This window comes from Caldimonas sp. KR1-144 (genome assembly GCF_049446155.1).
In the GTDB taxonomy this organism is placed as follows: domain Bacteria; phylum Pseudomonadota; class Gammaproteobacteria; order Burkholderiales; family Burkholderiaceae_C; genus Rivibacter.
Map to the genome: position 1 here is coordinate 411,420 of NZ_JBMSEE010000003.1, position 21,653 is coordinate 433,072.

The 21,653-nt window shown below is 68.6% G+C and carries 21 protein-coding genes and 1 pseudogene; 16 read left to right on the top strand and 6 right to left on the bottom strand.

Annotation, left to right across the window (positions count from 1 at the left end):
- Positions 1-3 precede the first annotated feature (3 nt).
- From ACO2TI_RS09985 to ACO2TI_RS10040, 12 genes are all read left to right on the top strand, one after another.
- Positions 4-444, top strand: coding sequence for a phage tail terminator protein (locus ACO2TI_RS09985; protein ID WP_423283953.1), 441 nt, complete (start codon positions 4-6; stop codon positions 442-444).
- 21 nt (positions 445-465) lie between these two features.
- Positions 466-645, top strand: coding sequence for a DUF7210 family protein (locus tag ACO2TI_RS09990; protein WP_423283955.1), 180 nt, complete (start codon positions 466-468; stop codon positions 643-645).
- A gap of 31 nt (positions 646-676) precedes the next feature.
- On the top strand, positions 677-1,435 hold the full coding sequence (locus tag ACO2TI_RS09995; protein WP_423283956.1) for a hypothetical protein: 759 nt from the start codon (positions 677-679) through the stop codon (positions 1,433-1,435).
- Positions 1,436-1,445: 10 nt separating this feature from the next.
- Positions 1,446-1,976, top strand: a complete 531-nt coding sequence (locus tag ACO2TI_RS10000) for a DUF6631 family protein (protein WP_423283958.1) — start codon at positions 1,446-1,448, stop codon at positions 1,974-1,976.
- A 141-nt stretch (positions 1,977-2,117) separates the two neighbouring features.
- On the top strand, positions 2,118-5,030 hold the full coding sequence (locus ACO2TI_RS10005; protein ID WP_423283959.1) for a phage tail length tape measure family protein: 2,913 nt from the start codon (positions 2,118-2,120) through the stop codon (positions 5,028-5,030).
- A 153-nt stretch (positions 5,031-5,183) separates the two neighbouring features.
- Positions 5,184-6,230 (top strand): hypothetical protein, encoded by a 1,047-nt coding sequence (locus ACO2TI_RS10010; protein ID WP_423283961.1) that lies wholly within the window; start codon positions 5,184-5,186, stop codon positions 6,228-6,230.
- A complete protein-coding gene (locus tag ACO2TI_RS10015) occupies positions 6,227-7,024 on the top strand; it encodes a phage BR0599 family protein (RefSeq protein WP_423283962.1) in 798 nt (265 codons plus the stop codon). The genes ACO2TI_RS10010 and ACO2TI_RS10015 overlap by 4 nt, the downstream gene beginning before the upstream one ends.
- An 8-nt stretch (positions 7,025-7,032) precedes the next feature.
- Positions 7,033-7,263, top strand: coding sequence for a hypothetical protein (locus ACO2TI_RS10020; RefSeq protein ID WP_423283964.1), 231 nt, complete (start codon positions 7,033-7,035; stop codon positions 7,261-7,263).
- Positions 7,260-7,472, top strand: coding sequence for a hypothetical protein (locus ACO2TI_RS10025; RefSeq protein ID WP_423283966.1), 213 nt, complete (start codon positions 7,260-7,262; stop codon positions 7,470-7,472). The genes ACO2TI_RS10020 and ACO2TI_RS10025 overlap by 4 nt, the downstream gene beginning before the upstream one ends.
- Positions 7,462-11,286: a phage tail protein gene (locus tag ACO2TI_RS10030; RefSeq protein ID WP_423283968.1), complete on the top strand. Its 3,825-nt coding sequence runs from the start codon at positions 7,462-7,464 to the stop codon at positions 11,284-11,286. The genes ACO2TI_RS10025 and ACO2TI_RS10030 overlap by 11 nt, the downstream gene beginning before the upstream one ends.
- A gap of 9 nt (positions 11,287-11,295) precedes the next feature.
- On the top strand, positions 11,296-12,054 hold the full coding sequence (locus ACO2TI_RS10035; protein ID WP_423283970.1) for a hypothetical protein: 759 nt from the start codon (positions 11,296-11,298) through the stop codon (positions 12,052-12,054).
- On the top strand, positions 12,051-12,833 hold the full coding sequence (locus ACO2TI_RS10040; protein ID WP_423283971.1) for a LamG-like jellyroll fold domain-containing protein: 783 nt from the start codon (positions 12,051-12,053) through the stop codon (positions 12,831-12,833). The genes ACO2TI_RS10035 and ACO2TI_RS10040 overlap by 4 nt, the downstream gene beginning before the upstream one ends.
- Positions 12,834-12,926: 93 nt before the next feature.
- Here ACO2TI_RS10040 and ACO2TI_RS10045 read toward each other — a convergent pair whose 3' ends face one another.
- The gene (locus ACO2TI_RS10045; protein ID WP_423283973.1) at positions 12,927-15,065 is read right to left on the bottom strand and encodes an ATP-binding protein; all 2,139 of its coding nucleotides are present in this window, start codon (positions 15,063-15,065) and stop codon (positions 12,927-12,929) included.
- Positions 15,066-15,143: 78 nt separating this feature from the next.
- Complete coding sequence (locus ACO2TI_RS10050; protein WP_423283975.1) at positions 15,144-16,628, bottom strand: sigma-54 interaction domain-containing protein; 1,485 nt, start codon at positions 16,626-16,628, stop codon at positions 15,144-15,146.
- Between the two features lie 166 nt (positions 16,629-16,794).
- On the opposite strand from ACO2TI_RS10050, the gene ACO2TI_RS10055 reads away from it, so the two are divergent.
- The 3 genes and pseudogenes from ACO2TI_RS10055 to ACO2TI_RS10065 all read left to right on the top strand — a co-directional run bounded on the left by ACO2TI_RS10055 (position 16,795) and on the right by ACO2TI_RS10065 (position 17,726).
- Positions 16,795-17,340: a hypothetical protein gene (locus tag ACO2TI_RS10055; RefSeq protein WP_423283976.1), complete on the top strand. Its 546-nt coding sequence runs from the start codon at positions 16,795-16,797 to the stop codon at positions 17,338-17,340.
- Positions 17,330-17,497: pseudogene (locus ACO2TI_RS10060) on the top strand (2OG-Fe(II) oxygenase); the annotation flags it as partial. The gene ACO2TI_RS10055 and the pseudogene ACO2TI_RS10060, both read left to right, overlap by 11 nt.
- A 7-nt stretch (positions 17,498-17,504) precedes the next feature.
- Positions 17,505-17,726, top strand: a complete 222-nt coding sequence (locus ACO2TI_RS10065; RefSeq protein ID WP_423283977.1) for a hypothetical protein — start codon at positions 17,505-17,507, stop codon at positions 17,724-17,726.
- Here the strand turns inward: ACO2TI_RS10065 and ACO2TI_RS10070 are convergent.
- Together ACO2TI_RS10070 and ACO2TI_RS10075 are read right to left on the bottom strand one after the other, a co-directional pair.
- Positions 17,723-17,971, bottom strand: a complete 249-nt coding sequence (locus tag ACO2TI_RS10070; RefSeq protein WP_423283978.1) for a 3-phosphoglycerate dehydrogenase — start codon at positions 17,969-17,971, stop codon at positions 17,723-17,725. The two genes, ACO2TI_RS10065 and ACO2TI_RS10070, sit on opposite strands and share 4 nt — an antisense overlap.
- A gap of 41 nt (positions 17,972-18,012) precedes the next feature.
- On the bottom strand, positions 18,013-18,324 hold the full coding sequence (locus tag ACO2TI_RS10075; RefSeq protein WP_423283980.1) for a hypothetical protein: 312 nt from the start codon (positions 18,322-18,324) through the stop codon (positions 18,013-18,015).
- A 110-nt stretch (positions 18,325-18,434) separates the two neighbouring features.
- Between ACO2TI_RS10075 and ACO2TI_RS10080 the strand changes: the two genes are divergently transcribed.
- Positions 18,435-19,589 (top strand): cache domain-containing protein, encoded by a 1,155-nt coding sequence (locus ACO2TI_RS10080; RefSeq protein ID WP_423283982.1) that lies wholly within the window; start codon positions 18,435-18,437, stop codon positions 19,587-19,589.
- Between the two features lie 52 nt (positions 19,590-19,641).
- On the opposite strand, the gene ACO2TI_RS10085 is transcribed toward ACO2TI_RS10080, so the two are convergent.
- Positions 19,642-19,794, bottom strand: coding sequence for a hypothetical protein (locus ACO2TI_RS10085; protein WP_423283984.1), 153 nt, complete (start codon positions 19,792-19,794; stop codon positions 19,642-19,644).
- Between the two features lie 67 nt (positions 19,795-19,861).
- Positions 19,862-21,547 carry an MFS transporter gene (locus tag ACO2TI_RS10090; RefSeq protein WP_423283985.1) on the bottom strand — a complete coding sequence of 562 codons (1,686 nt, stop codon included), beginning with the start codon at positions 21,545-21,547 and terminating at the stop codon, positions 19,862-19,864.
- Between the last annotated feature and the right edge of the window lie 106 nt (positions 21,548-21,653).

Consider the following 21,653-nt stretch of genomic DNA (forward strand, 5'->3'; position numbering starts at 1 on the left):
GCGATGCAGAACTTCGAGCCGTTCGATACCGACCTGGTCATGGAACGCCTCAAGGCCGAGGTGCCGGAATTCCGCCTGGTCGAAGGCGCGGCCGAGTACGCCTCGATCTCGCAGCTGCGCGACTTCCAGCCGCCGTGCGCATATGTGCTGCTGGCCAACGAATCTGGCGGCAACGGCGGTGCGCGCGGCGCGCGCGCGGCCGGCGCGTCGGCCGAGTTCGGCGTCGTGCTGGCGGTGCGCAACTACCGCGAGCAGCGCGGCGCGCAGCTGCGCGGCGAGCTGCGCACGCTGCTTGGCAAGGTGCGCGCCGCGCTGATCGGCTGGGTGCCGCCGTCGCCGGGAGCGACCGCTTGCGCCTGGCGCGGCGGCGCGGTCATGGACTACGACAACGCGACGCTGCTGTGGGTTGAGGCCTACGAGAGCGCGCATGTGCTGATGCGCTGAGGCGCGACGAAGGAGATCCCGATGAGCAAGACCCCCCAGGTGCAGCAGCAGCCGCAGAAGATCGTGAAGGTCAAGCTGCTCAAGGACCACACCCACGCCGGCCGCGCGCTGAAGGCCGAAGCCGAGCTCGAGGTCAACGAGGCGGACGCCGAATGGCTGCTCCGCAAGCAGATCGCCGTGGCGGTCGGCGGCACTGTCTGATCACGATCCACACGCGCAACAGGAGATCGCAATGATCGAAAGCTACTACTACGGCCAGGGCAAGGTCTTCACCCGCAAGTCCGGCGGCAAGTGGCGCTGGTGGGGCGACGTGTCGACGCTCACGCTCGCGGCTGCCGTCGAGAAGGTCGAGCACCGCGAGAGCTACAGCGGCAAGAAGTCGCTGGTTCGGAGCTTTCCGAACAGCACGACGATGACGCTGGCGGCGACGCTGCACCAGATCGACACCGAGGCCCTCGCGGAGCAGCTCTACGGCGCCGCCTCGGAGATCGCCGCCGGCACGGTCACTGGCGAAGTGCTGGGCAACGTGGCGGTGGGCGACATCATCAAGCTGGCCCACGGCGGGATCGAGGACCTGGTCATCACCGACAGCCTCGGCTCGCCGGCGACGATCGCCGACACGCACTACGAAGAGGATCCGCGCTTCGGCTCGATCGAATTCCTGTCGCTGCCGAGCGGCCCGGCGCCGACGATGCCGCTCAAGGCGGCCTACGGCTATGCCGGCGGCAAGCAGGTCAACTTCATGACGCAGCCGGCGCCGGTGATGGAGTTCCGCTACGAGGGCATCAACCTCGCGGAGGGAAATGCGCCGGTGATCGTCGAGCTCTACAAGCTCCAGACCGATCCGCTGCAAGAGCTGGCGCTGATCACGGACGGCAACGATGTGGCCGGCATGCAAATCTCGGCGAGCATCCTGCTGGACAGCAGCAAGCCGGCGCTGGGTGACCTGGGCCAGTTCGGTCGCTTCCGCCAGGTGACGATGCCGGCTTGACGGAGGCACGATGGCTCGCAAGATCGGCAACCGCCACGAGAAGAACGCGGCCGCCGCAGCCAAGGCGGAGGCTGCGGCCGGCGACGTCGACGTGCTGCACCCGGAGCGCATCCTGAACCTCTCGGGTCGCGTGGTCACGATGCGGGAGTACGGGCACGTCGAGTGGTTGCGGCTGCTGCCGCGCGCAGCGCCGCTGGTCGAGACGCTGAGTTCGTACCTGGAAGGCGGCCGTCCGCCGAGCTACGAGGAAGCGCTCGACGTCATGACGCGGCACGTCGACGAACTGATGCCGCTGGTGATGCAGGCGTGCGACCTGCCGGCGGACATTGTGCTGCGGCCGGACGACGGCGAGCTGCTGCTCATGGCCTGGTGGGGGTGCAACGGCCGTTTTTTCGTCCAGCGCGCCCTCAACCGGCTCATGGTGCGGGCGCAGGAGGAGCGCGTGGTCGCAGCGCAAGCTACGCCGAGATCTACATCACCCTCCTCGCCGTCGCCGGCCTCTCACGCGCCGACATCGAAGCCTGCACCGAGCGCCAGCTGAAGCTCCTCTACCGCGAGGCGCTGGAGCTGGAGAAGCGGCGCAGCGCCATGCGGCTCGCCGACGTGAACGCAGGTTTCGCAGGGGGCAAGGCGGCGAAGAGCCGCTTGGCCGATCTCAAGCGAGGGTAGGAAGGGGCACCTGGTGGCAAGCAAGGGCGATCTGGACGTTGCGCTGCGGGTCCAGGCCGACATGGCCGAGGCCCTGCGGCAGCTCGCCGCTTTGCGTGGCGAGCTGCGCGAGGTCAAGAGCGAGGGTTCGCGTACTGGTGGCACCGAAGCGCTTCAACAGGTCGAACAGGCCGCCCGTGGCGCCACGCAGGCCGAGCAGCAGCTGATCGAGGTCACGCGGCAACTGGGCGACGTGCAGCGCCGCCTGGCCGATGCCGAGGCCAAGCTCGCCGCCCAGCGGCGGAAGACCAGCGACGAGACCTCGCGCGAGGAAGCGGAGCTGCGCCGCCTCATCGCCGCGCTCGACCCCGCGGCGGGCGATGCACAACGCCTCGCCGATGCGCAGAAGACGCTGAATGCTGCTCTGGCCTCTGGGCGCCTCAGCCTGGCTCAGCACACAAAGCTGATGCAGCAGGCGCAAACCCAGTATCAGCGCACCGCCGTCTCCGCCGGGCAGACCGCCCAGGCCTACCGCCAGCTGCCAGCGCAGATCACCGACGTCGCCACGAGCCTGGCCAGCGGCTCGCCGGCCTGGATGGTGGCCATCCAGCAAGGTGGCCAGATCAAGGATTCGTTCGGGGGTATCGGGCCCGCGTTCCGGGCTGTCTCCAGCCTGGTCACGCCGATGACGGCCGCGCTGACGGCCGCCGCGATCGCCGTCGGCGTCCTGGGCGCTGCCTTTGTCCAGATCGAGCGAGAGAACCAGGCGTACAACGTCGCGATCCAGGCGACGGGCAACTTCGCTGGCGCGACACGCGGGCGGATCGAAGAGCTCGCGGAGGAAGCGACCAAGGCATCGGGCATCACGAAGGGCGCAGCGCGTGATGTCGCCACGCAGATGGTCCAGAGCGGCCGGCTCGGCATCGACACGATCGCCAACCTCACGCGCAGCGTGGAGAGCTACGGCCTGATCACGGGGCAGACGACCGACAAGGCTGGCCAGGAACTGACCAAGCTCTTCGAGAAGCCGAGCGAGGCGGCCAAGCAGCTCAACCAGCAGCTGCACTTCCTGAGCCTCGAGCAACTGCGCTACATCCAGCAGCTCGATGAGCAAGGCCGCCGCGAGGAGGCACAGCTGGAGCTGTCGAAGCGTCTGGCTGATCGGATCGATGGACTGGCCAACGAGAGCCTGGGCACGCTGCAACGCGCCTGGCGCACGGTCGCCAACATCGCGAAGAACGCCTGGGATTCGATGCTCGACATCGGACGGCCCGGCACGCTCGAGCAGCAGATCAAGGACGCCGCGGCGGCCGTGCAGGCCTTGCGCTCAGGCGCCTCTGGATTCGCCCTGGGGGGCGCTGTCGACACTGACCTCGCCGGGGCCGAGCGGCGCCTGGCCGCGCTCGAGCGCGAGAAGCGCGATCGTGACGTCCGCGCGGCCAACCGGCGCACCGCGGCGGAGCGCGAGCAGCAGCGCATCGAGCTTGGCCAGTGGGCTGACAGCCTGGCCAAGACGGTGGCCACCAACGCGGACAAGATCGCCGAGGCCAAGAAGAAGCTGGACGAGGCGCTGAACATCGGCGCGATCGACCAGGCGAAGTACGACAAGCTGCTCGCCGATGTCCAGGAGAAGTTCAAGGACCGCAAGCGCACGCCGCGTCCCAAGGAAGATCCCGTCGAGAACGCGTTTCTCGCTCAGCAGCAGGCGTTGACCACCCAGCTGGCCGAGGCGCGCAACCGGCTGGCGAATGCACAAGACGGCGAAGCCGCGTCCGACGAACGCGCCAGTGTGCGGCTCGAAGCCTGGCTGGAGACCAACCGCCGAGCGCTCAAGCTCACCGACGAGCGGGTCGCGAGCCTGCGCAAGCTGGCGAGCGAGGTCGATGACACTGAGCGCGAGGCACGCGCTCAGCGCGGCGTCCAGGACGTGGAGATCCAGTGGTTGCAGGCGACGGGCCAGGCGGCCGAGGCCTCGGCCAAGCAAATCGAGGCGCGCTTCTCACAGCTGCGGTCGGACCTGCTGCGCACGGGCAAGGACGAAGCGCTGTTCAAGCTCGACCAGGTCATCGACATCGAGAAGGCCAAGGGCGAGCTCGGCGAGCTGCAGCAGCGCGTGCAGGAGATCTTCGCCCAACAGAGCATTGCGCGGGAGCGGATCCAGCTCGACGTCGATACGCGCCAGATCGATCCGGCCACTGGCCAGGAGCGCATGGCCGAGGCGGCGCGGCGCACGGCCGAACAGATCGATGAGCTGATCCCGAAGATGCGTGAGCTCGCCGCGATCTCCGGCGACCCGTCGTTGGCTGCCGGCGTCGAGCAGCTCTCGGTCAAGACGGCACAGCTGAAGGTCAAGGTCGACCCGGTCGGCGAGGCCTTCGAAGATGCCTTCGCGAACCAGGCGGCGCAGGCGCTCGAGGGCCTGGCCAACGGCACTGCGGACCTCGAGGATGCGGTGCTCGGCTTCCTTCGCGGCATCGCGCAGGAGATGGTCCGCTTCGCGGCGCAGCAAATCGCCATCAAGGCGGCCACGGCTGCGGCCAGCGCGATCGGCTTCGCGTCGGGCGGCTACACCGGCGACGGCGGGAAGTTTGAGCCCGCCGGCATCGTCCATGCCGGCGAGTTCGTGCATCGGCAAGAGGTTGTGAAGCAGCCTGGCGCGCTGCCCTTCCTGTACGAGTTCAACCGCGTCGGGATGCGCGCGCTCGAAGCGTGGCGGGGCTATGCGAGCGGCGGTCTGGTCGGTCTGCCGGCGCCGGATGTGGCTTCGCGCAGCTTCGAGCCGGCGACGCCGGCACCTGGCACCGGAGGCGTCAGCGCGCTGCGCCTGGTCAACGTCTTGGACCCATCGGCCCTCGAGGACTGGGCCTCGACGCCGAGCTTTGAGCGGCTCGTGGTGAACGTCATCGGCCGCAACGGAGCCGCCGTGCGCAACTACGTGCTTGGGTGAGCCGCAGTGAGCACGCCGTTCCCATTCGCTGCCGACTGGAGCGCTCCGATCATCGAGCGCCTCGAATGGCTGACCGACGCCATGCCGTCAGCCAATGAGACCGAGCAGCGCGTCCGCCTGCGCGAGGGTGCGCGCCGCAATGTCGAGTTCGCTGTGGCGCTGCTCGGCAACGACGAGCGGGTACTTGCTGAGAACCTTCTTCGCGCTGGCCAAGGGGGCTACTTCGAGCTGCCGTTCTGGCCTGATGCAGTGCAACTGGCGAGCGACGTCAACGTCGGCGACTCGGTGCTTCCCGTCGGCGCCCAGCTCGCCGGTCGAGGCTTCGCCGCCGGCGAATCGCTGATGCTCATCGATGGGTTGCGCTCGAGCATGCTGCTTGTCTTCGACGTCGACGAGGTCGCGGGCGAGATCACGCTGGATGCCCCGCTGGCACAAGCCTGGCCCGCCGGTGCGCGTATCGCGCCGGCGGGCTTCGCGCGGCTGCAGGACAAGACTTCGCTGGGCTACCGCAGCGACGCCGTCGCGGTCGGCACGCTGCGGTTCGACTTCGATGGCGAGTGGATCTGGGCGCCGGCGGTTGAGGACATCGTCTATCGCGGCTACTCGGTGCTGACGCAGCAGACCAACTGGACGAACGAGCCGCAGGCCGAACACTCGCGCGTGCTCGCGGAGGTCGATGGCCAGGTCGGCCGTCGCCTGGTGACCGACCTGGCCGGCGTCGAGCGCGTCTCGCGTGGCCACAGCTGGCTGCTCGCGGGCCGCGAGGAGATCGCAGCGTTTCGCGGATTCCTGGCTGCTCGGATGGGCCGGCTGGTTCCGTTCTGGCTGCCCAGTTTGCAGGACGACGTGCAGCTGGTCGCCGGCGCCAGCGGAGCGGCGGTCGCGCTGCAGGTTGCCAATCGAGGCCTGTGGCGCCTGAACGGCACATCGGCGGCGATCGGTCGTCGAGACCTGCGCATCGTGCTGTTCGACGGGACCGTCTTCTATCGCCGCGTCACGGTGGCCGCCGAGGTCTCCGCCGATGTCGAGGAGTTGACGATCGACGCGGCGCTCGGTGTCGCGATCGCGCCCGAGGATGTGCGGCAGATCTCGTTCATGAGGCTGGCGCGCCTGGCCAGCGATGCGGTGGAGATCGCGTATCGCACCGACTTGCTCGCCGAGTGCACATTGGCGCTGGCCAGCGTGCGGGATCTGACATGAGCTACGACGATCGCGAACGGAGCACGCACGGCGGTGCGCCTGTCGAGCTCTATGAGTTTGCCCGCGGCACGCTGGTCGAGCGTTTCACCTCGGCGGCCAGTGAGATCGTGTTGGGTCCGGACACCTACGCGGCAGCGACGCTGCGTCGATCGAGCCTCGCTGCGAGCACGGAGCAGGCCCGCAACGCGGTCAAGGTGACCTGCCCACGCGACTTTCCGATCGCCGAGCTCTTCCGAGTCACGCCGCCCACCGAGGTGATCGCCCTGACCATCAAGCGCTTCCATCGTGGCGACGCGGAAGTCGCTGTGATCTGGATGGGCCGCGTGCTCAATTGCGAGTGGCAAGGCGCCTCGGCCGTTCTCAACTGCGAACCCGTGAGCAGCTCGCTCAAGCGGACCGGTCTGCGACGGCTCTACCAGCGCCAGTGCCCGCGCGTCCTGTACCAGTGCGGCGTCGTCCGATCCACGGTGAGCATCGACACCACGGTCACGTCGGTGGTGGGCTCGGTCCTCGGCGTGGCTGCTCTCGACGCGATGCCTTACCCCGGCGGCTTCGTCGAGTGGGATCGCGGTGCCGAAGGTATCGAGCGACGCTTCATCAGTGGTGTTTCCGGCTTGAACTTGACGCTCGACAGGCCGTTCCAGGGCATCCCGATCGGCCAAGCCGTGACGGTCAGCCCCGGTTGCGATCACACGATGGCCATGTGCGACACGGTCTACGACAACCTGCCGAACTACGGCGGCTTCCCCTTCATTCCGATCAAGAACCCCTTCGACGGCACGCCCGTCTACTGAGGTCCGCCATGTGGGTGCAACTCGCCATCCTGGTCATCGCTGCGCTGGTTTCCTATGCGCTGGCGCCCAAGCCACCCCAGCCGAAGGCCCCGAGCCTCAGCGACTTCGACTTGCCGGTCGCTGAGCAAGGCCGTCCAGTGCCGGTGATCTTTGGCACCGTGACCGTCACAGGTCCGAACGTCATCTATTACGGCAACCTGCGCACCACGGCCATCAAGGCGAAGGGCGGCAAGAAGTGACCATCGTCTTGCACCGCCACATCCGGGAGCTGGGCTACTGCAACCGCGGCGCACGCGCGTTCTTCGTGCAGCACCGCCTCGACTGGCCCGCGTTCCTGCGCGGCGGCATCTCAGCCGAGCAGCTCGAGCGAACCGGCGACGCGATGGCGCTGAAGGCCGTCGAGCGCGCGCGGGCCGAGCAAGCCGAGAGGTTCGGCAATGGGCGGTAGCAGCAAGAAGCAGACCGTCGGCTGGCGCTACTTCATGGCGCTGCACCTGGCGTTCTGCCACGGACCGATCGACAGGCTTCGGAAGGTTCTGTGGGGCGAGCGTGGCGCGTGGATCGGCTCGCAGACCGAGAACGGCACGATCGCGATCGACAAGCCCGAGCTCTTCGGCGGCGAGAAGAAGGAGGGGGGCATTCATGGGCAGGCCGCCGTCATGATGGGCGGCGAGACGCAGACGCTGCCCACGCTGGCGCTGTTGGTCCTGCCGCAGCCGTCGCCGGCGTTCCGCGGCGTGTTCTCGCTGCTGTTCGACGGCCTGATCGGGTGCAACAACCCATACATCAAACCGGTGGCCGCGCAGCTCGAGCGCATCCTCGCGGGCTGGGACGGAGGAGCCCCTTGGTACCCGGAGAAGGCGCCCATTCCGATCGGCACGCCGAGCGATGCGCCGATCTACTCGCCGGGCGACGTCGTCATCGCCGAAGGAGCGACCAGCAAGTGGCTCTACCTCGATGGCAACGGCGTCGGAGACTACAGCGCTGCTGGATACAACGATTCGGCCTGGGAGAGCGGTCCTGGCGGCTTCGGCGATCGCCTGCATCCGCACGCCGTTGCGAACGGCTTCACGGCCCCGGACACCATCATCCCCGCCGTGACGGGGGAGGCGCCCTACAAGACGCTGTGGGTGCGGCATCACTTCACGATGGTGGGAGCTGCCTCGGTACGGCTCAAGGTGCTGCACGACAACACGCGCGGCATCTGGCTCGACGGCGCTGAACTCGCGCCGACCGCGATCTCCGATTTCGTCTCCTATGTCGACGTCACGATCAATCCTGGCGAACATGTGTTGGCGCTGCGAGTCGTCGACACCGGCTTGCCAGGTGTGGGCAACTACGTCGCGTGCAATTTCATTGGCACGGTTCTGTCGGAGCTGACGGCAGGCGATTACCTGGGCATGAACCCGGCCCACATCGTCTACGAGTGCCTCACCAACACCGAATGGGGCCTGGGCTATCCGGTAGCGACGATCGGTGAGAGCTTCGAGGCTGCAGCTGACACGCTGTACGACGAGGGCTTCGGCCTTTGCATGCTCTGGAACGAGCAAGAGGAGCTGAAGGCGTTCATCCAGCGCGTGGTCGACCACTGCGGCGCCGCCTACTACGCGGACCCGCGAACCGGGAAGTTCGAGCTCAAGCTGCTGCGAGCGGACTATGACCCGGAGACGCTGCCGGTCTTCGATTCAGGCAACGTGGTCGCGGTCGAGAGCTTCCAGCGGGCGGGCTACGGGGACACCGTCAACGAGATCACGGTCGTCTATCGGGACGTCGATACCAACAAGGACACGCCGATCACGGTGCAGGACCTGGCCAATATCCAGGCGCAGGGAGCCGTCGTCAGCCAGACACGCCAGTACCCGGGCATCCCCAACGCCTCGCTCGCCGCACGCGTGGCTCAGCGAGATCTGATCGCCTCGGCGACGCCCATCGCCAAGGCACGACTGAGGGTCAACCGCGACGGTTGGCGGCTCACGCCAGGCGCGGTGCTGAAGCTCGTTTGGCCAGATCTCGGGATTGCCGGTGTTGTCTTCCGCGTGGTCGACATCGACTACGGCGAGCTGACCAACGGCGAGATCACGCTGACAGTCGCCGAGGACGTCTTCGGTCTGCCGTCGAGCAGCTACGTCGAACAGGAGCCGCCAGGCTGGGAGGAGCCTGACACGTCGCCTGCACCGATCGTTCGGCGAGACATCGTCGAGGTGCCGTATCGGTCTCTGGTCGCCGAGATGACGGCCACGGACCTTGCAGCTCTCGACATGGACGCGGCCTACCTCGCGGTGGTGGCCGCCCGGCCGACGCAGCTGTCGCAGGGCTTCGACATCTGGAACCGCGTCGGCACGGCCGATTTCGAGCTACAGGGCACGGGTGGCTTTGTGCCGTCGGCAATGCTGGCCGCCGACATCAGCCAGGCCGACACGGTGCTGCCGATCGAGGGCGCCATCGATCTAGGCGAAGTGGAGGTTGGCGAGCTGGTCATCATCGGTGAAGGCTCAGGCGCCGAATGGGCCAAGGTGCAGGCGATCGACGTCGACGCGATGGAGATCTCCGTTGCCCGAGGCGTTCTTGACACGACGCCGCAAGACCACGCCGCCGGCGCGCTGCTGTTCTTCGATGACGCGCTGAGCGCCAGTGATCGGATCGAGCGCGCGACAGGCGAAGAGGTCGACTTCAAGCTGCTGACCATCGCGACGGGTGGCACGCTGGCCATTGAGGCTGCCACCGAAGTCAGCCGCACGGCTGCCCAGCGCCAGGTGAGGCCATACCCACCCGGGAATCTGCGAGTTAACGGACAGGCCTACCCGAGCAGCGTGTTCGGCGCGCCGCTCGTCCAGTGGTCTCACCGCAATCGCCTGCAGCAGACCGCCGACATCGTGGAGCAGGACGAAGGCGACATCGGCCCGGAGCCCGGGACCAGCTACTCAGGGTGGGTGTACGACGACGACAGCGATGCGCTGATCACGTCGGCGGTCGGCATCTCGGGCACGTCGTGGACGCCATTCATTCCAGGCGGTCGAAACGTGCGCCTGGAGGTGGGATCGGTGCGCGGCGGCATCGAGAGCTGGCAGCGCCAGGTGCGGCGCTTCTCGAGCGTCGACGGCGTGATCCTCCTGGAGTCGGGTGAGAACCTGGTCACCGAGGCCGGGGACTATGTCACCGAGGAGAAGCCGACGCTCGAGCTGCCCGCGTTCACGCACACGCTCACCGCGACCTTCAGCGGCACCTTCTCGGCTGCCGAGATCTACTACGTCACGATCGGCGTGTCCGGCTACCCGGCGACCCTGAAGACGGTCAGCGCGGCGGGCAAGACGAGCTTCGCCGAGATGGCGAATGCTCTGGCCGCGGAGCTGATGGCCAACGGCCCCGGCATCGGCAGTATCGAGGTCAGCGGCAATAGCGTCATCGTCAAGGCCAACGCCCCGTTCGTCACCTATGCGGTCACCAACGTCGCCGAGATCGGCATTGAGCAGCGGCAGGCCCCGTATCCGATCACCGCGGGCACGGTTCAGAACAGCTATATCGACCTGTTCCGGCCGGATGGCCTCGGCTACTCGCTCGCGCCCAACACCAGCAGTGCCTACAACGCGACCGGCCTCGCATCGATCCGCCTCCTCGTGAAGGGCCGCACCTATGCGGCTCAGAAGGCAATCGGGATCACCGACGCCGGCTTTGGCGCCGACTACGTGATCGTCAACTGGAACGTGATCCTGTCGACGACCGACAACCGAGTCACGCAGCTCTATCCGCTGGCGCAGGCGATCAGCGACCATGCCGAGCTCGACCCGTACAGCGTCAGCGGAACGCTGTCGATGGTGGCAGGGATGGCGCGCGACGCGATCTTGGTGCAGGCGGGCGGCAACTACGACCTGGTTCAGCTCGGCGACGACTTCCAGGTGAGCCACCATCCCTCGGGCTTCAAGCCGCTGTTGCGCTTCCTGTCGGCTGGCCAGCCCACTCTTCCCGCCGGCGCCAAACAGTTGTCGACGGTCCTGTTCTTCAAGAGCACGCCGGCACCGATCAGTGCCGGATCGAAGTTCGAGATCACGCTTGACGGCACGACCTACACCTACACCGCGACCGGCGCCGAGGCGGGCTTCGAGGACGTCTGCGTCGGCCTCAAGACGCTGATCGAGGCCGGGGGGCTGTTCACCGTCTCGTGGTTCTCGGACCTCGGGCTCATCGAGGTCGAGCGCAACGCGGTCAACACCGCTTTCACGATCTCGGCCTGGGCGTCGATGGGCAGCCGGATCAGCTTTAGCTAGGAGCCAGGCATGGCAAACAAGAAGGTATCGCAGTTGGCCGAGGGTGACGTCGATGGGGACGAGTGGGTCCTGGTCTCGAAGCCATCGCAGACGGTGAAGATCGTCGCGGCGACGATCAGCGCGCTGGGCGCAGACAACAGCTTCAACGACAGCGCCAATGGCTTCATCGCCGCGGGCTTCGTCGCCGGCGATCAGTTCCGTGTCCAAGGGTTCACTGGCAACACGGCCAACAACCTCTTCACCGCGCGGATCGCTTCGCTCTCGGCCGGAAAGTTGGTCGTCGAAGCGCCGGAGGGCAATGCGATCGTCGATGACGCTGCAGGCGAGACGGTGACGATCACGCGCTGGGATAGCCTACGCGTCCCCTCCAGCGAGCTAGGAGGGGTTGGCGGCGCCGACGGATCCATTGTTCTGCCGGTCGCATGCAGCGATGAGGCGACCGCACTCACGGCCGGCAACGCAAAGGTGACCTTCCACTACCCAATGACGGGCAACGTCACCGAGGTGTGGGCTGGCCTGACGACGCCCCAGGCCGCCAACGGCGCTGGCGGGATCTTCACGGTCGACGTCAACAACGCCGGTGCTTCGATCCTGTCGACGAAGATCACCATCGACAACACCGAGGAAACCTCTCTCACGGCCGCGTCGGCGCCCGTGATCTCGAACCCCTCGGTCACGAAGGGCGCTAAAGGCACCATCGACATCGACCAGATCGGCGATGGTTCGGCCAAGGGCTTGAAGGTCTACATCAAGATCACGCCGCCATGATCAGCAGCAGCACCGACATTCACGGGGCGCTGCGCGCCAGGCAGCGCGGCTACCTGCTGAACCCCTTCCGCTTTGGGGCTCCTCCAGCGGGCGATCCACACTACGCGTCGGTCAAGATCCTTCTGCACGGCAACGCGGCCAACGGCAGCACCGTCGCACAGTCGAGCGATCCAGCAGCGCAGGTGGGCACGTCCGACAACGGGTGCGCCGTTTCGACTGCGCAGGCCAAGTGGGGCTCGGGTTCCTGGCTGTTCAGCGCACCTAGCAACCATAGGCTTCGTTTCCCGTCAACGAATTTGCACGTGGGCTCGTCCGACTTTGTGATCGAAGGCTGGATCTACCCGACGGCGCTACCGGCAGCACAGGCCACCATCATCAGCAACTACGGCTCGTCGGGAGTCCGCGGGATCGACGTTCGCCTCGACAGTACCGGGAAGATCGCAAGCCGCTGGTCTTTGAACGGCTCCACGGACGCGGCAGCCATCTCCAGCGCTGCTTCGGTGACGCTCAACGCCTGGCAGCACTTTGTTGTTCGGCGCAGCGGAAGCAGCATGCGGGTGTACCTGGCGGGCACAGGTGGAACGGACAACACCAGCATCGGTGCGTCAGCAATCAACGGCCCGGTGACCGAGGCCTGGATTGGCGGCACGCCAGACACTGGCGGCGGCACGTGGTTCCTCGGCGCCTACCTCGATGATCTGCGCATCACGGTCGGCACCGATCGAGGCTACACGGGCGCAGCCATCAGCGTGCCGACGGCACAGTTTCCAGACGCGTGATCCCCACCTGGACGGCAGAGCTGCGCGCTGCCAGGGAATTACGTTGCTCCTGGTGTAACCTGAGCCCGAATGGATTTTCACGCCGAAAGCGGCTCATTTTTCGCGCGCCGCTTCACGCTGGCGCGACGAACGCGCGCCCGCCAGCGCGTGCGCGGCGAGCGCCTCGGCCTGCGCGTAGCGGTCGAGGCGGTACTCGAACTGCGCCGCCTCGCCGGCCAGCCAGCACTGCAGGCCGGCGTCGTCGCGCAGCGTCGGCGCGTCCAGCGCCTGGCGCACCAGCGCCAGGCCCTCCTCGAACGGGCCGCGGTGGTCGAAGTAGCGCTGCAGCGCGCCGCCGATCTCGCGCACTGCCTGCGCATGGCCCGTGTCGATGGCCCAGCGCCAGGCATGCAGGTGGTTCTCGATCTCGGCTTCGACGGCATCGAGCGCGGCGCGCTCGCCATGGCCCAGCGCCACGCGCAGCGGGCCCAGGCCGCGGCGGAAGTAGTCCATGTGCGCGCGCCGCGCCGCCTGGCGCGCGGCCGGCGCGAGCCGCGCCGCGGCGAGCTGCTGCACCAGCGGGTGCTGCGACAGCCGGGTGCCGTCCTTTCGCAGCAGCGATTTGTCGACCAGCGCGCCCAGCACCGGCAACGGCGTGCCCGCGACCGCGCGCGCGGCCTCGAGCGAGAAGCCGCCCTGGAACACCGTCAGCCCGGCCAGCGCCTCGCGCTCGGCGTCGCCGAGCCGGCGCCACGACTGCTCGAACACGTGCTCGATGCTGGCGTGGCGGGCCGGATGGCTGGCGTCGCTGGCGCGCAGCAGCGCGGTGCCTTCGCGCAGCTCGTCGGCGATCGCCTCGCACGACAGCACGCGCGTCCACGCGGCCGCCAGCTCCAGCGCCAGCGGCAGGCCGTCGACCAGGCGGCAGATCTCGACGATGGCCGCCGCCTCGACCGCGGGCAGCAGACCGGGTTCGACGCGCCGCGCCGCGGCGACGAACAGCCGGGCTGCATCGAAGGCCTCGACGCGGTCGGCGTCCTCGCGCTCCGGGCAGGGCAGCCCTTCGAGCGGCAGCAGCTGCTCCGACGCGAGGCCCAGGCGCACGCGCGAGGTGGCGATCAGCTTGAGCCGCGGGCAGGCGGCCAGCAGCGGATCGATCACCGCGGGCGCGACGTCCGCGAGCTGCTCGAGGTTGTCGAGCACCAGCAGCAGCTGTCGCTCGCGCAAGGCGGCGGCGAGCTGTTCGAGCGCGGGCGCGCGGCCGCGCAGCGCGGTGCCGGTCTCGCGCGCGATGCGCGCGACCAGCTCGCCGGCGTCGGACACGTCTTCGAGCCGCACGAAGTGCGCGCCGTCGGCGAACGCGCCGGCGAGGTCGTGCAGCGCACGCTGCGCGAGTCGCGTCTTGCCGATGCCGCCGGGCCCGACCAGGTTGAGCAGCCGCACCTCGTCGCGCGCCAGCAGCTCGGCGATGCGCCGGCGCTCGCCGGCGCGGCCGACAAAGCCGGCCTCGGCGGGATCGGCGGGCGCAGGCGGGGCGGGCGCGGCCGCGCGCGCGAGCGCGGCGCTGCCGATCGCGTCGTGCAGCGCCTGCAGCTCGCTGGCCGGCGCGAGGCCGAGCTCGTCACGCAGCCGTTCGGCGAAGCGGCGATAGGCCTCGTGCGCGCGCGCCGCCTGGCCGTGGCGCGCGAGCAAGCTCATGTGCAGGCGCAGCGCGGCCTCGTCGAGCGGATCGTGCTCCAGCAGCCGGGCCGCGAGCGCCGCGCCCTCGCCGGCATCGACGCCCTCGCCCGCCAGGTGCTCGAGCGCCGCGGCGCGCCAGGCGGCCTGCAGGCGCTGGCGCTCGAACTGCAGCCAGTCGCTCCAGGCCTCGTTGTCGTCGTCGTCGAAGCCGGCCAGCAGCGGGCCCGCGTACAGCGCCAGCGCGTCGGCCAGGCGCCGCTTGCGCAGCGCCTGCTCGAAGTCGTGCACGTCGGCCTCGGCCACCGCGCGCAGCGAGCCGCCGTCGGACTCGACCAGGCCGCCCCAGTCCATGCCGGGCAGCCGAAACAGCGTCTTGCGCAGGTTGGCCGAGGCGAGCTTCTCGGGCTGCTCGGGCCACAGCAGCGTCGCGACCTCGGCGCGCGCGACCCAGGCGCGGCGCAACGCCAGCAGCACCAGCAGCTGGCTGCGCCGCTCGAACGGCAGCGCGAGCGCGGGCGCGCCGTCATCGAGCGTGACCGCGGGCGCGCCGAACAGCTGGAGTCGCACCGGCATCGAGAAGACCTGCGAAGCGAGCAGGAAAGGAGCGCGCCCACCTGGCGCCGGACCACGGCCTCGCGGACCGCGGCGGCGCTATTTGACCTGTTCCAGGTCCGGGTAGCGAGCCAGCCGGTCGTACAGCGCCGCGCGCGACATCTTCAGCAGCTTGGCCGCGGCCGCGCGGTTGCCCCCGGTGGCCTCGAGCGCACTGCGGATCGCGCGCCGCTCGACATCGGCCAGCAGGTCGGGCAGCGGCTGGACGCCGGGCACCGCGGCGCCGGCGGGCGCGTGTTCGTGGGGCGCGCCCGGCGGCGAGCCGAGCGGCGGTCGAAGAGGCGGCAGCTGCGCGGCATGCAGCAGCAGCTCGTCGTGCATCAGCGCGGCCTGCTCCAGCACGTTGCGCAGCTCGCGGATGTTGCCCGGCCAGTCGTGCGCCGTCAGTACCTCGAGCGCGTCGGGTGCGAGGCTGCGCACCGGCAGGCCGCTGCGGCGCGAGATGTCCTCGAGCAGCGCCTCGGCCAGCGCTTCCAGGTCGGCCACGCGCTCGCGCAGCGGCGGCAGCACGATCGGCACGACGTTGAGGCGGTAGTAGAGGTCGGCGCGGAACTGGCCTTGCTCGACCATCGCGGCGAGGTCGCGGCTGGTGGCCGCGATCACGCGCACGTCGACCGGCAGCACGCGGTTGCTGCCCAGCGGCTCGACCTCGCGCTCCTGCAGCGCGCGCAGCAGCTTGGACTGCAGCGCCAGCGGCATGTCACCGATCTCGTCGAGGAACAGCGTGCCGCCGTCGGCCAGCTTGAACTTTCCGTCGCGGCCCTTGCGGTCGGCGCCGGTGTAGGCGCCCGGCGCGACGCCGAAGAACTCCGCCTCGAGCAGCGACTCCGGCACCGCGGCGATGTTGACGCCGACGAACGGCCGGCTCGCGCGCGGCGACGCGGCGTGGATGGCCTGCGCGAGCAGCTCCTTGCCGGTGCCGGTTTCGCCGCGCAGCAAGACGGTGGCGTCGGTCAGCGCGACGCGCCGCGCCTGGCGCTTGACCTCGAGCGCGGCGGCGCTGCCGCCGATGAAGCTGGCGATCGTGTGCTTGGGCCGGCGCTGCGCAGCGAGCTGCGCGCGCGCGTCTTCCAGCTCGCTGCGCAGCCGCGCGAACTTCTCGATCAGCGGCTGCATCGTGTCGCCGTCGGGCGCATCGGAGCGGTCCATCAGCACCACGCCGAGCGCGCCGATCACCGCACCGGACTCGTCGCGCAGCGGCAGCCGGCTGACGAGGAAAGTGCCCGCGTGGTTGGTCAGCAGGTCCGCGAGGATCGGCCGGCCGGTCTCCAGCACGCGGTGCAGCATGGTGTTGGGCACGACCTCGGCGACCGGATGGCCGATGAAATCCTCCTGGCGCGCAAAGCCCAGCGCCGGCAGCAGGCGGCGGTAGCCGTCGGAGATCCACACGACGCGCGCGCTGCGGTCGACCAGCAGCATGCCCTGGCTCGACTGGTCGAACAGGTCGAACATCGACTGCGCGGCGAGCTTGAGCACGCGCGCGGCGTCCCAGGGCTCGGGGGTGGGTGTACTGCGGGTGGGCATCGTGGAGGGGCGATGCTATGTCTGCAGTCGACCGTGCAGGGTGCGCGACAACCCTAGAAGCAAGGGGCGCTTCCTCCTCCAAGAACCGGATGCGCGCCGGCAACGCTCGATGTCGCGCCGCGCCACAATCGTGCAGCATCTTGCTTGCCCGGAACTCGAGCACCTGATGGACCTTCTAGCCGCTCCCGCAACAACTGGAACGGTGCATGGGACCATCGGCACTTTCATGTTCGCCAAGCTGTTCGCCTCGATCTTTGCACTTGCCTATGCGACCTTTGCGATCGCGTCGGATGCTTCGGGCGACCCCAACTGCAGCCTCGAAACGCCGCCTGCCGATGCGGGCGAGATCTTCCATTTCTTCGGTGGCGCGAACGTCCTCGGCCGGGTCTACCCAAGGCTGTCCGCCATGCCGGCGTCCTACACGGGCTGCCAAGTTCTCTGGTCGAGCATCGATGGTCGCCCTGTCGTGCGCACCACGACTTTCATTCGGGGCGGCCGCGTCGTCTCAAGCATCCCCGAGCCCGACGTCCCGTTCTGCTTACCGGGAGAACAACCAATCGACACCGGATGCAGGTCCAGAAAGGGGGCATTCCTGGTGTCCTACCCGCCGGGTTGCGCCGCCCGATTCATCGAGACGCGCACGGTGCCTCAGGACTGCCTGCGGGCCTTCCTCGACGAGTACAAGTTGCATGACGGGATCGAAGAGCAGTGACGCCGGGGGTGAGTTCGTGTGCGCGAGGCCGATCTACGCATCGGCGCGCATCAGGCTGTTCCGACCCGACGAGTGTGAGCACAGCGTGACCCGAGTCGAGGGCGGCAGTCGCTATGTGCTGTCGGTCGGCTGGATTCTCGGAAGGCCGTCACCCTAAGCCCACCATGGACTGGTTTGCGCGATTCACTCGTTCGGTTGCCAAGCACCGGTTTCGCCTGCTCGGCCTTGCGACGATCAACGACATCCCCAGCGACAGCTTCGAGTCGATGTTGAGACAGCTGGTCGCCACGGGGTGGAAGCCCGGCTCGAGGTATCGCGGCATCGATGCAGGGATCGACTACTCGCGCAGCGTGCTCGCAGCAGGCGCTCTGGCCCACCCAGCCTAGGTCTGAACAGGCCTCGGCGCGCGATGCTCGACCAGCCATCGTCGCCCCGCCGGCGACAGCGACACGAATGAGCCCACGCCCGCCTCGTGCCGCTGCTCCACGAAGCCCCTCGCATTGGCCTCCTCCCACACGGGCAGCCGCGGGCAGGACGTGCGCCACGCGTCGATGACTTCGGCATAGGGCCGCTGCCGCGGGCCCAGCCACTCGAGCAGGTCGAGCACCAGCGCATCCACCGGATCGGACATACGCGCCTCCTTAAGACAGCGCTGCAAGCATAGACCTGGCGCTACAGCGGCCGATCGTGCGTGAGGAAGGTCCAGCACAGCACCGTGACGGCATTGAACGGCACGGACAAGGCGCTGGGCACGTAGAACACGGCCGACAGCAACGGGCAGCGCAAGATGCCCTCGACGAACCACGCCAGCACGAACAGCAGCGCGCCCAGCACCAGCCAGCGCCGCATGTAGGTGGGCAGCCAGCGCGCCTGCTCGCGGTTGTGGCGCCAGGCCGCGCTGCGCTGCCACAGGCTGCCGCGGCTCGCGTCGCGAAACAGCCAGCCATAGAAGAAGTAGCGATAGAGCAGGGTCGAGAACGGCATGCGCGCACCTCGTGCATGCACGGTAGGCAAACGAGCGGCCGGGCGTCCATCCCCTGGCCGACGGGCCGGCGCGCCGTTTGCCACGCGCCGCCTGCCACCATCGCCCGCCGATGACGCACCTCGCCGACCGCGCTCGCCGCATGCTGACCGGCATGACCTTGCCGGCCGTGGCGCTGCTCGGCGCTCTCGGGCTGCTGCTGTGCGGCCTGCTCGGCGGCTTGCTGCTCTACCGGCAGGCCGAGGCGAGGGAGACCGAGCGCTTGGCGCAGCAGGCGGTCGAGCGCGCGCGCGTCGCGCAGCAGCTGCTCGGCCACATCGTCGAGCTGCACCACACGGTGCGCGACGAGTTCGTGCGGCGCTGGCCCGACTACCGAGACGACGCCAGCGCCCGCCGCTTCGAGCGCCTGCTCGAAAAGGACGCCCAGGGCGCCTGGCGCAGCCGCGCCGAGATCTCCGACGGGCGCCTCCACCCCACCGCCTGGGTGCGCGCCGGCGTCGTGCTCACCGACGAGCTGCGACGGCGCGTGGTGCTGTTCCACGACCTGTGCAGCCGCTGGGGCCCCGGCGCGACGACGCGCGACGACAACCTGTTCTTCGTCGGCTTTCCCGAGCAGTCCAACGTCGGCTACGACCCCTTCCTCTACCCGAACTGGAGCAGCGAGGTCGCGGCCGACTACGACCAGTTCGAAGCGCAATGGGGTCGGCTCGCCTACCGTCCTGCCGACCCCGGCGCGGCGACGGTCTGGTCGAACCCCGAGGTCGACGAGGCCGGCGCCGGCCCGGGGCCGGTGTTCGCGGCACTGACGCCGATCCACCTCGGCGAGCGCCGCGTCGGCACGATCGGCAGCACGGTGCGGGTGAAGGGCTTCGTCGAGCGCGTGCTGCCGCGAGGGGGCCCGCACGGCGCTGATGCGGCCATCCATGTCGACGACGGCCGCCCGCTCGCGTCGTCTGCCGGGGCCTCGGCGCCCGATCCGGGTGCGTCGAGCGCGCTGCGTGCCAGCCTGGCCGGCCTCATGGCCTTCAGGCCCGACAGCGCCACCGGCTTCAGCACCAGCGAAGACACGCTGTACGCGCTGGCCCGCATCGACGGGCCCGACTGGTATGTCGTGACCACGCTGCCCGGCGCCGAACTCCGCGCGCGCGCCGCAAAACCGGTGCTGTGGGCGCTGGCGATCGGCTCGGGCGCGCTGCTGTTTGCGCTGGGCCTTGGCGCGCTGCGGCTGCGCGCAGCCAAGGCGACGGGAACGCGCCTAGCTGCCTAGCCTGCCAACGGCGGACGACAACGGCAACGCCCGACGACTGAGGCCCCAGGGCTCACTGAGACGCCGCGGATGCCGCCGGCGCCGGCGCGTGCGAGGCATCGACGCCGTGCTTCTCGCCGCTCATGTCGACGTCGCCGCCGGCTTTCATCAGCACGAAGATCACGATCGCCGCGAACACGGCAAAGCCCACCAGAAGTTTCCACATGGCAAGGATTCCTTGAAATGAAAAGGCGGGGCCTCGCGGCCCCGCCCGAGGAAGATCAAGCGGACGTTCAGTCGTGCTTGAAGATGTCCACGTCCTTCGTCTCGCGCACGAAGAACAGGCCGATCACGAACGTGGCCGCGGCGATCACGACCGGGTACCACAGGCCGTAGTACATGTTGCCGTTCGAGGCCACCATCGCGAACGCGATCGTGGGCATCAGGCCGCCGAACCAGCCGTTGCCGATGTGGTACGGCAGGCTCATCGAGGTGTAGCGGATGCGCGTCGGGAACATCTCCACCAGCGCTGCGGCGATCGGGCCGTAGACCATGGTCACGTAGATGACCAGCAGCGTGAGGATCGCGACGACCAGCGGCTTGTTGATCTTGGCCGGGTCGGCCTTGGCCGGATAGCCGGCGGCCTTCATCGCGGCCGCCACGTCCTTCTTGAAGGCGGCGATCTTGTCGGCGCTTTCCTTCTCGAACTTGTGACCGCCCTTCTCGCGAACGGCTTCGAGCGCAACGATCTCCTTGTCGCCGATCTTCACGCTCGCCACCGTGCCGGGCGCGGCGGCCACGGTCTCGTAGCTCGCCGAGGCCTGGGCCAGCGCGCGCTTGACGATGTCGCAGGACTTGTAGAAGTCGACTTCACGCGCGATCGGGCTGCCCTGGAACGAGCAGGCATTCGGGTCCGCGGTGACCACGATCTGCGCGCTCTTCTGGGCGGCGGCGAGGTCGGGGTTGGCCGCCTCGGTCAGCGCCTTGAACAGCGGGAAATAGGTCACCACCGCGAGCAGCAGGCCCGCCAGGATGATGGGCTTGCGGCCGATCTTGTCCGACAGCGTGCCGAACACGACGAAGAACGGCGTGCCGATCAGGAGCGCGACCGCGACCATGATGTTGGCCGTGGCCGGGTCGACCTTGAGCACGCTTTGCAGGAAGAACAGCGCGTAGAACTGGCCCGAGTACCAGACCACCGCCTGGCCGGCCACCAGGCCCACCAGCGCGAGGATCACGATCTTCAGGTTCTTCCACTGGCCGAACGACTCCGACAGCGGGGCCTTCGAGGTCTTGCCCTCGGACTTCATCTTCTGGAAGGCCGGCGACTCGTTCATCGACAGGCGGATCCACACCGAGATGCCGAGCAGCAGGATCGAGACGATGAACGGGATGCGCCAGCCCCAGTCGGCGAAGACTTCCTCGCCCAGCCAGGTGCGCACGCCCAGGATCACCAGCAGCGACAGGAACAGGCCCAGCGTCGCGGTGGTCTGTATCCACGAGGTGTAGGCACCGCGCTTGCCGTGCGGCGCGTGCTCGGCGACGTAGGTCGCGGCACCGCCGTACTCGCCGCCGAGCGCGAGGCCCTGCAGCATGCGCAGCGCGATCAGGATCACCGGCGCTGCGACGCCGATCGTCGCGTACGAGGGCAGGATGCCGACGATGAAGGTCGACAGGCCCATGATCAGGATCGTCACCAGGAAGGTGTACTTGCGCCCGATCATGTCGCCCAGGCGGCCGAACACCAGCGCGCCGAACGGACGCACGATGAAGCCCGCCGCGAATGCCAGCAGCGCAAAGATGAACGCGGCGCTGGGGTCGAGGCCCGAGAAGAACTGCTTCGCGATGATCGCCGCGAGCGAGCCGTACAGATAGAAGTCGTACCACTCGAACACCGTGCCGAGCGAGGAAGCGAAGATGACCTTCTTTTCCTCGCCGGTCATCGGGCGCGGCGCGGTGCCGGCACTGATTGCAGCCATGGGTTGTCTCCTGCGTGAATGAGGAATGCCGCGCAGCGCGGCATGTCATCAGGATCGGCGAGGCCTCTGACCGGGCTCTGACGCGAATCCAACGCGCGCTGACAAC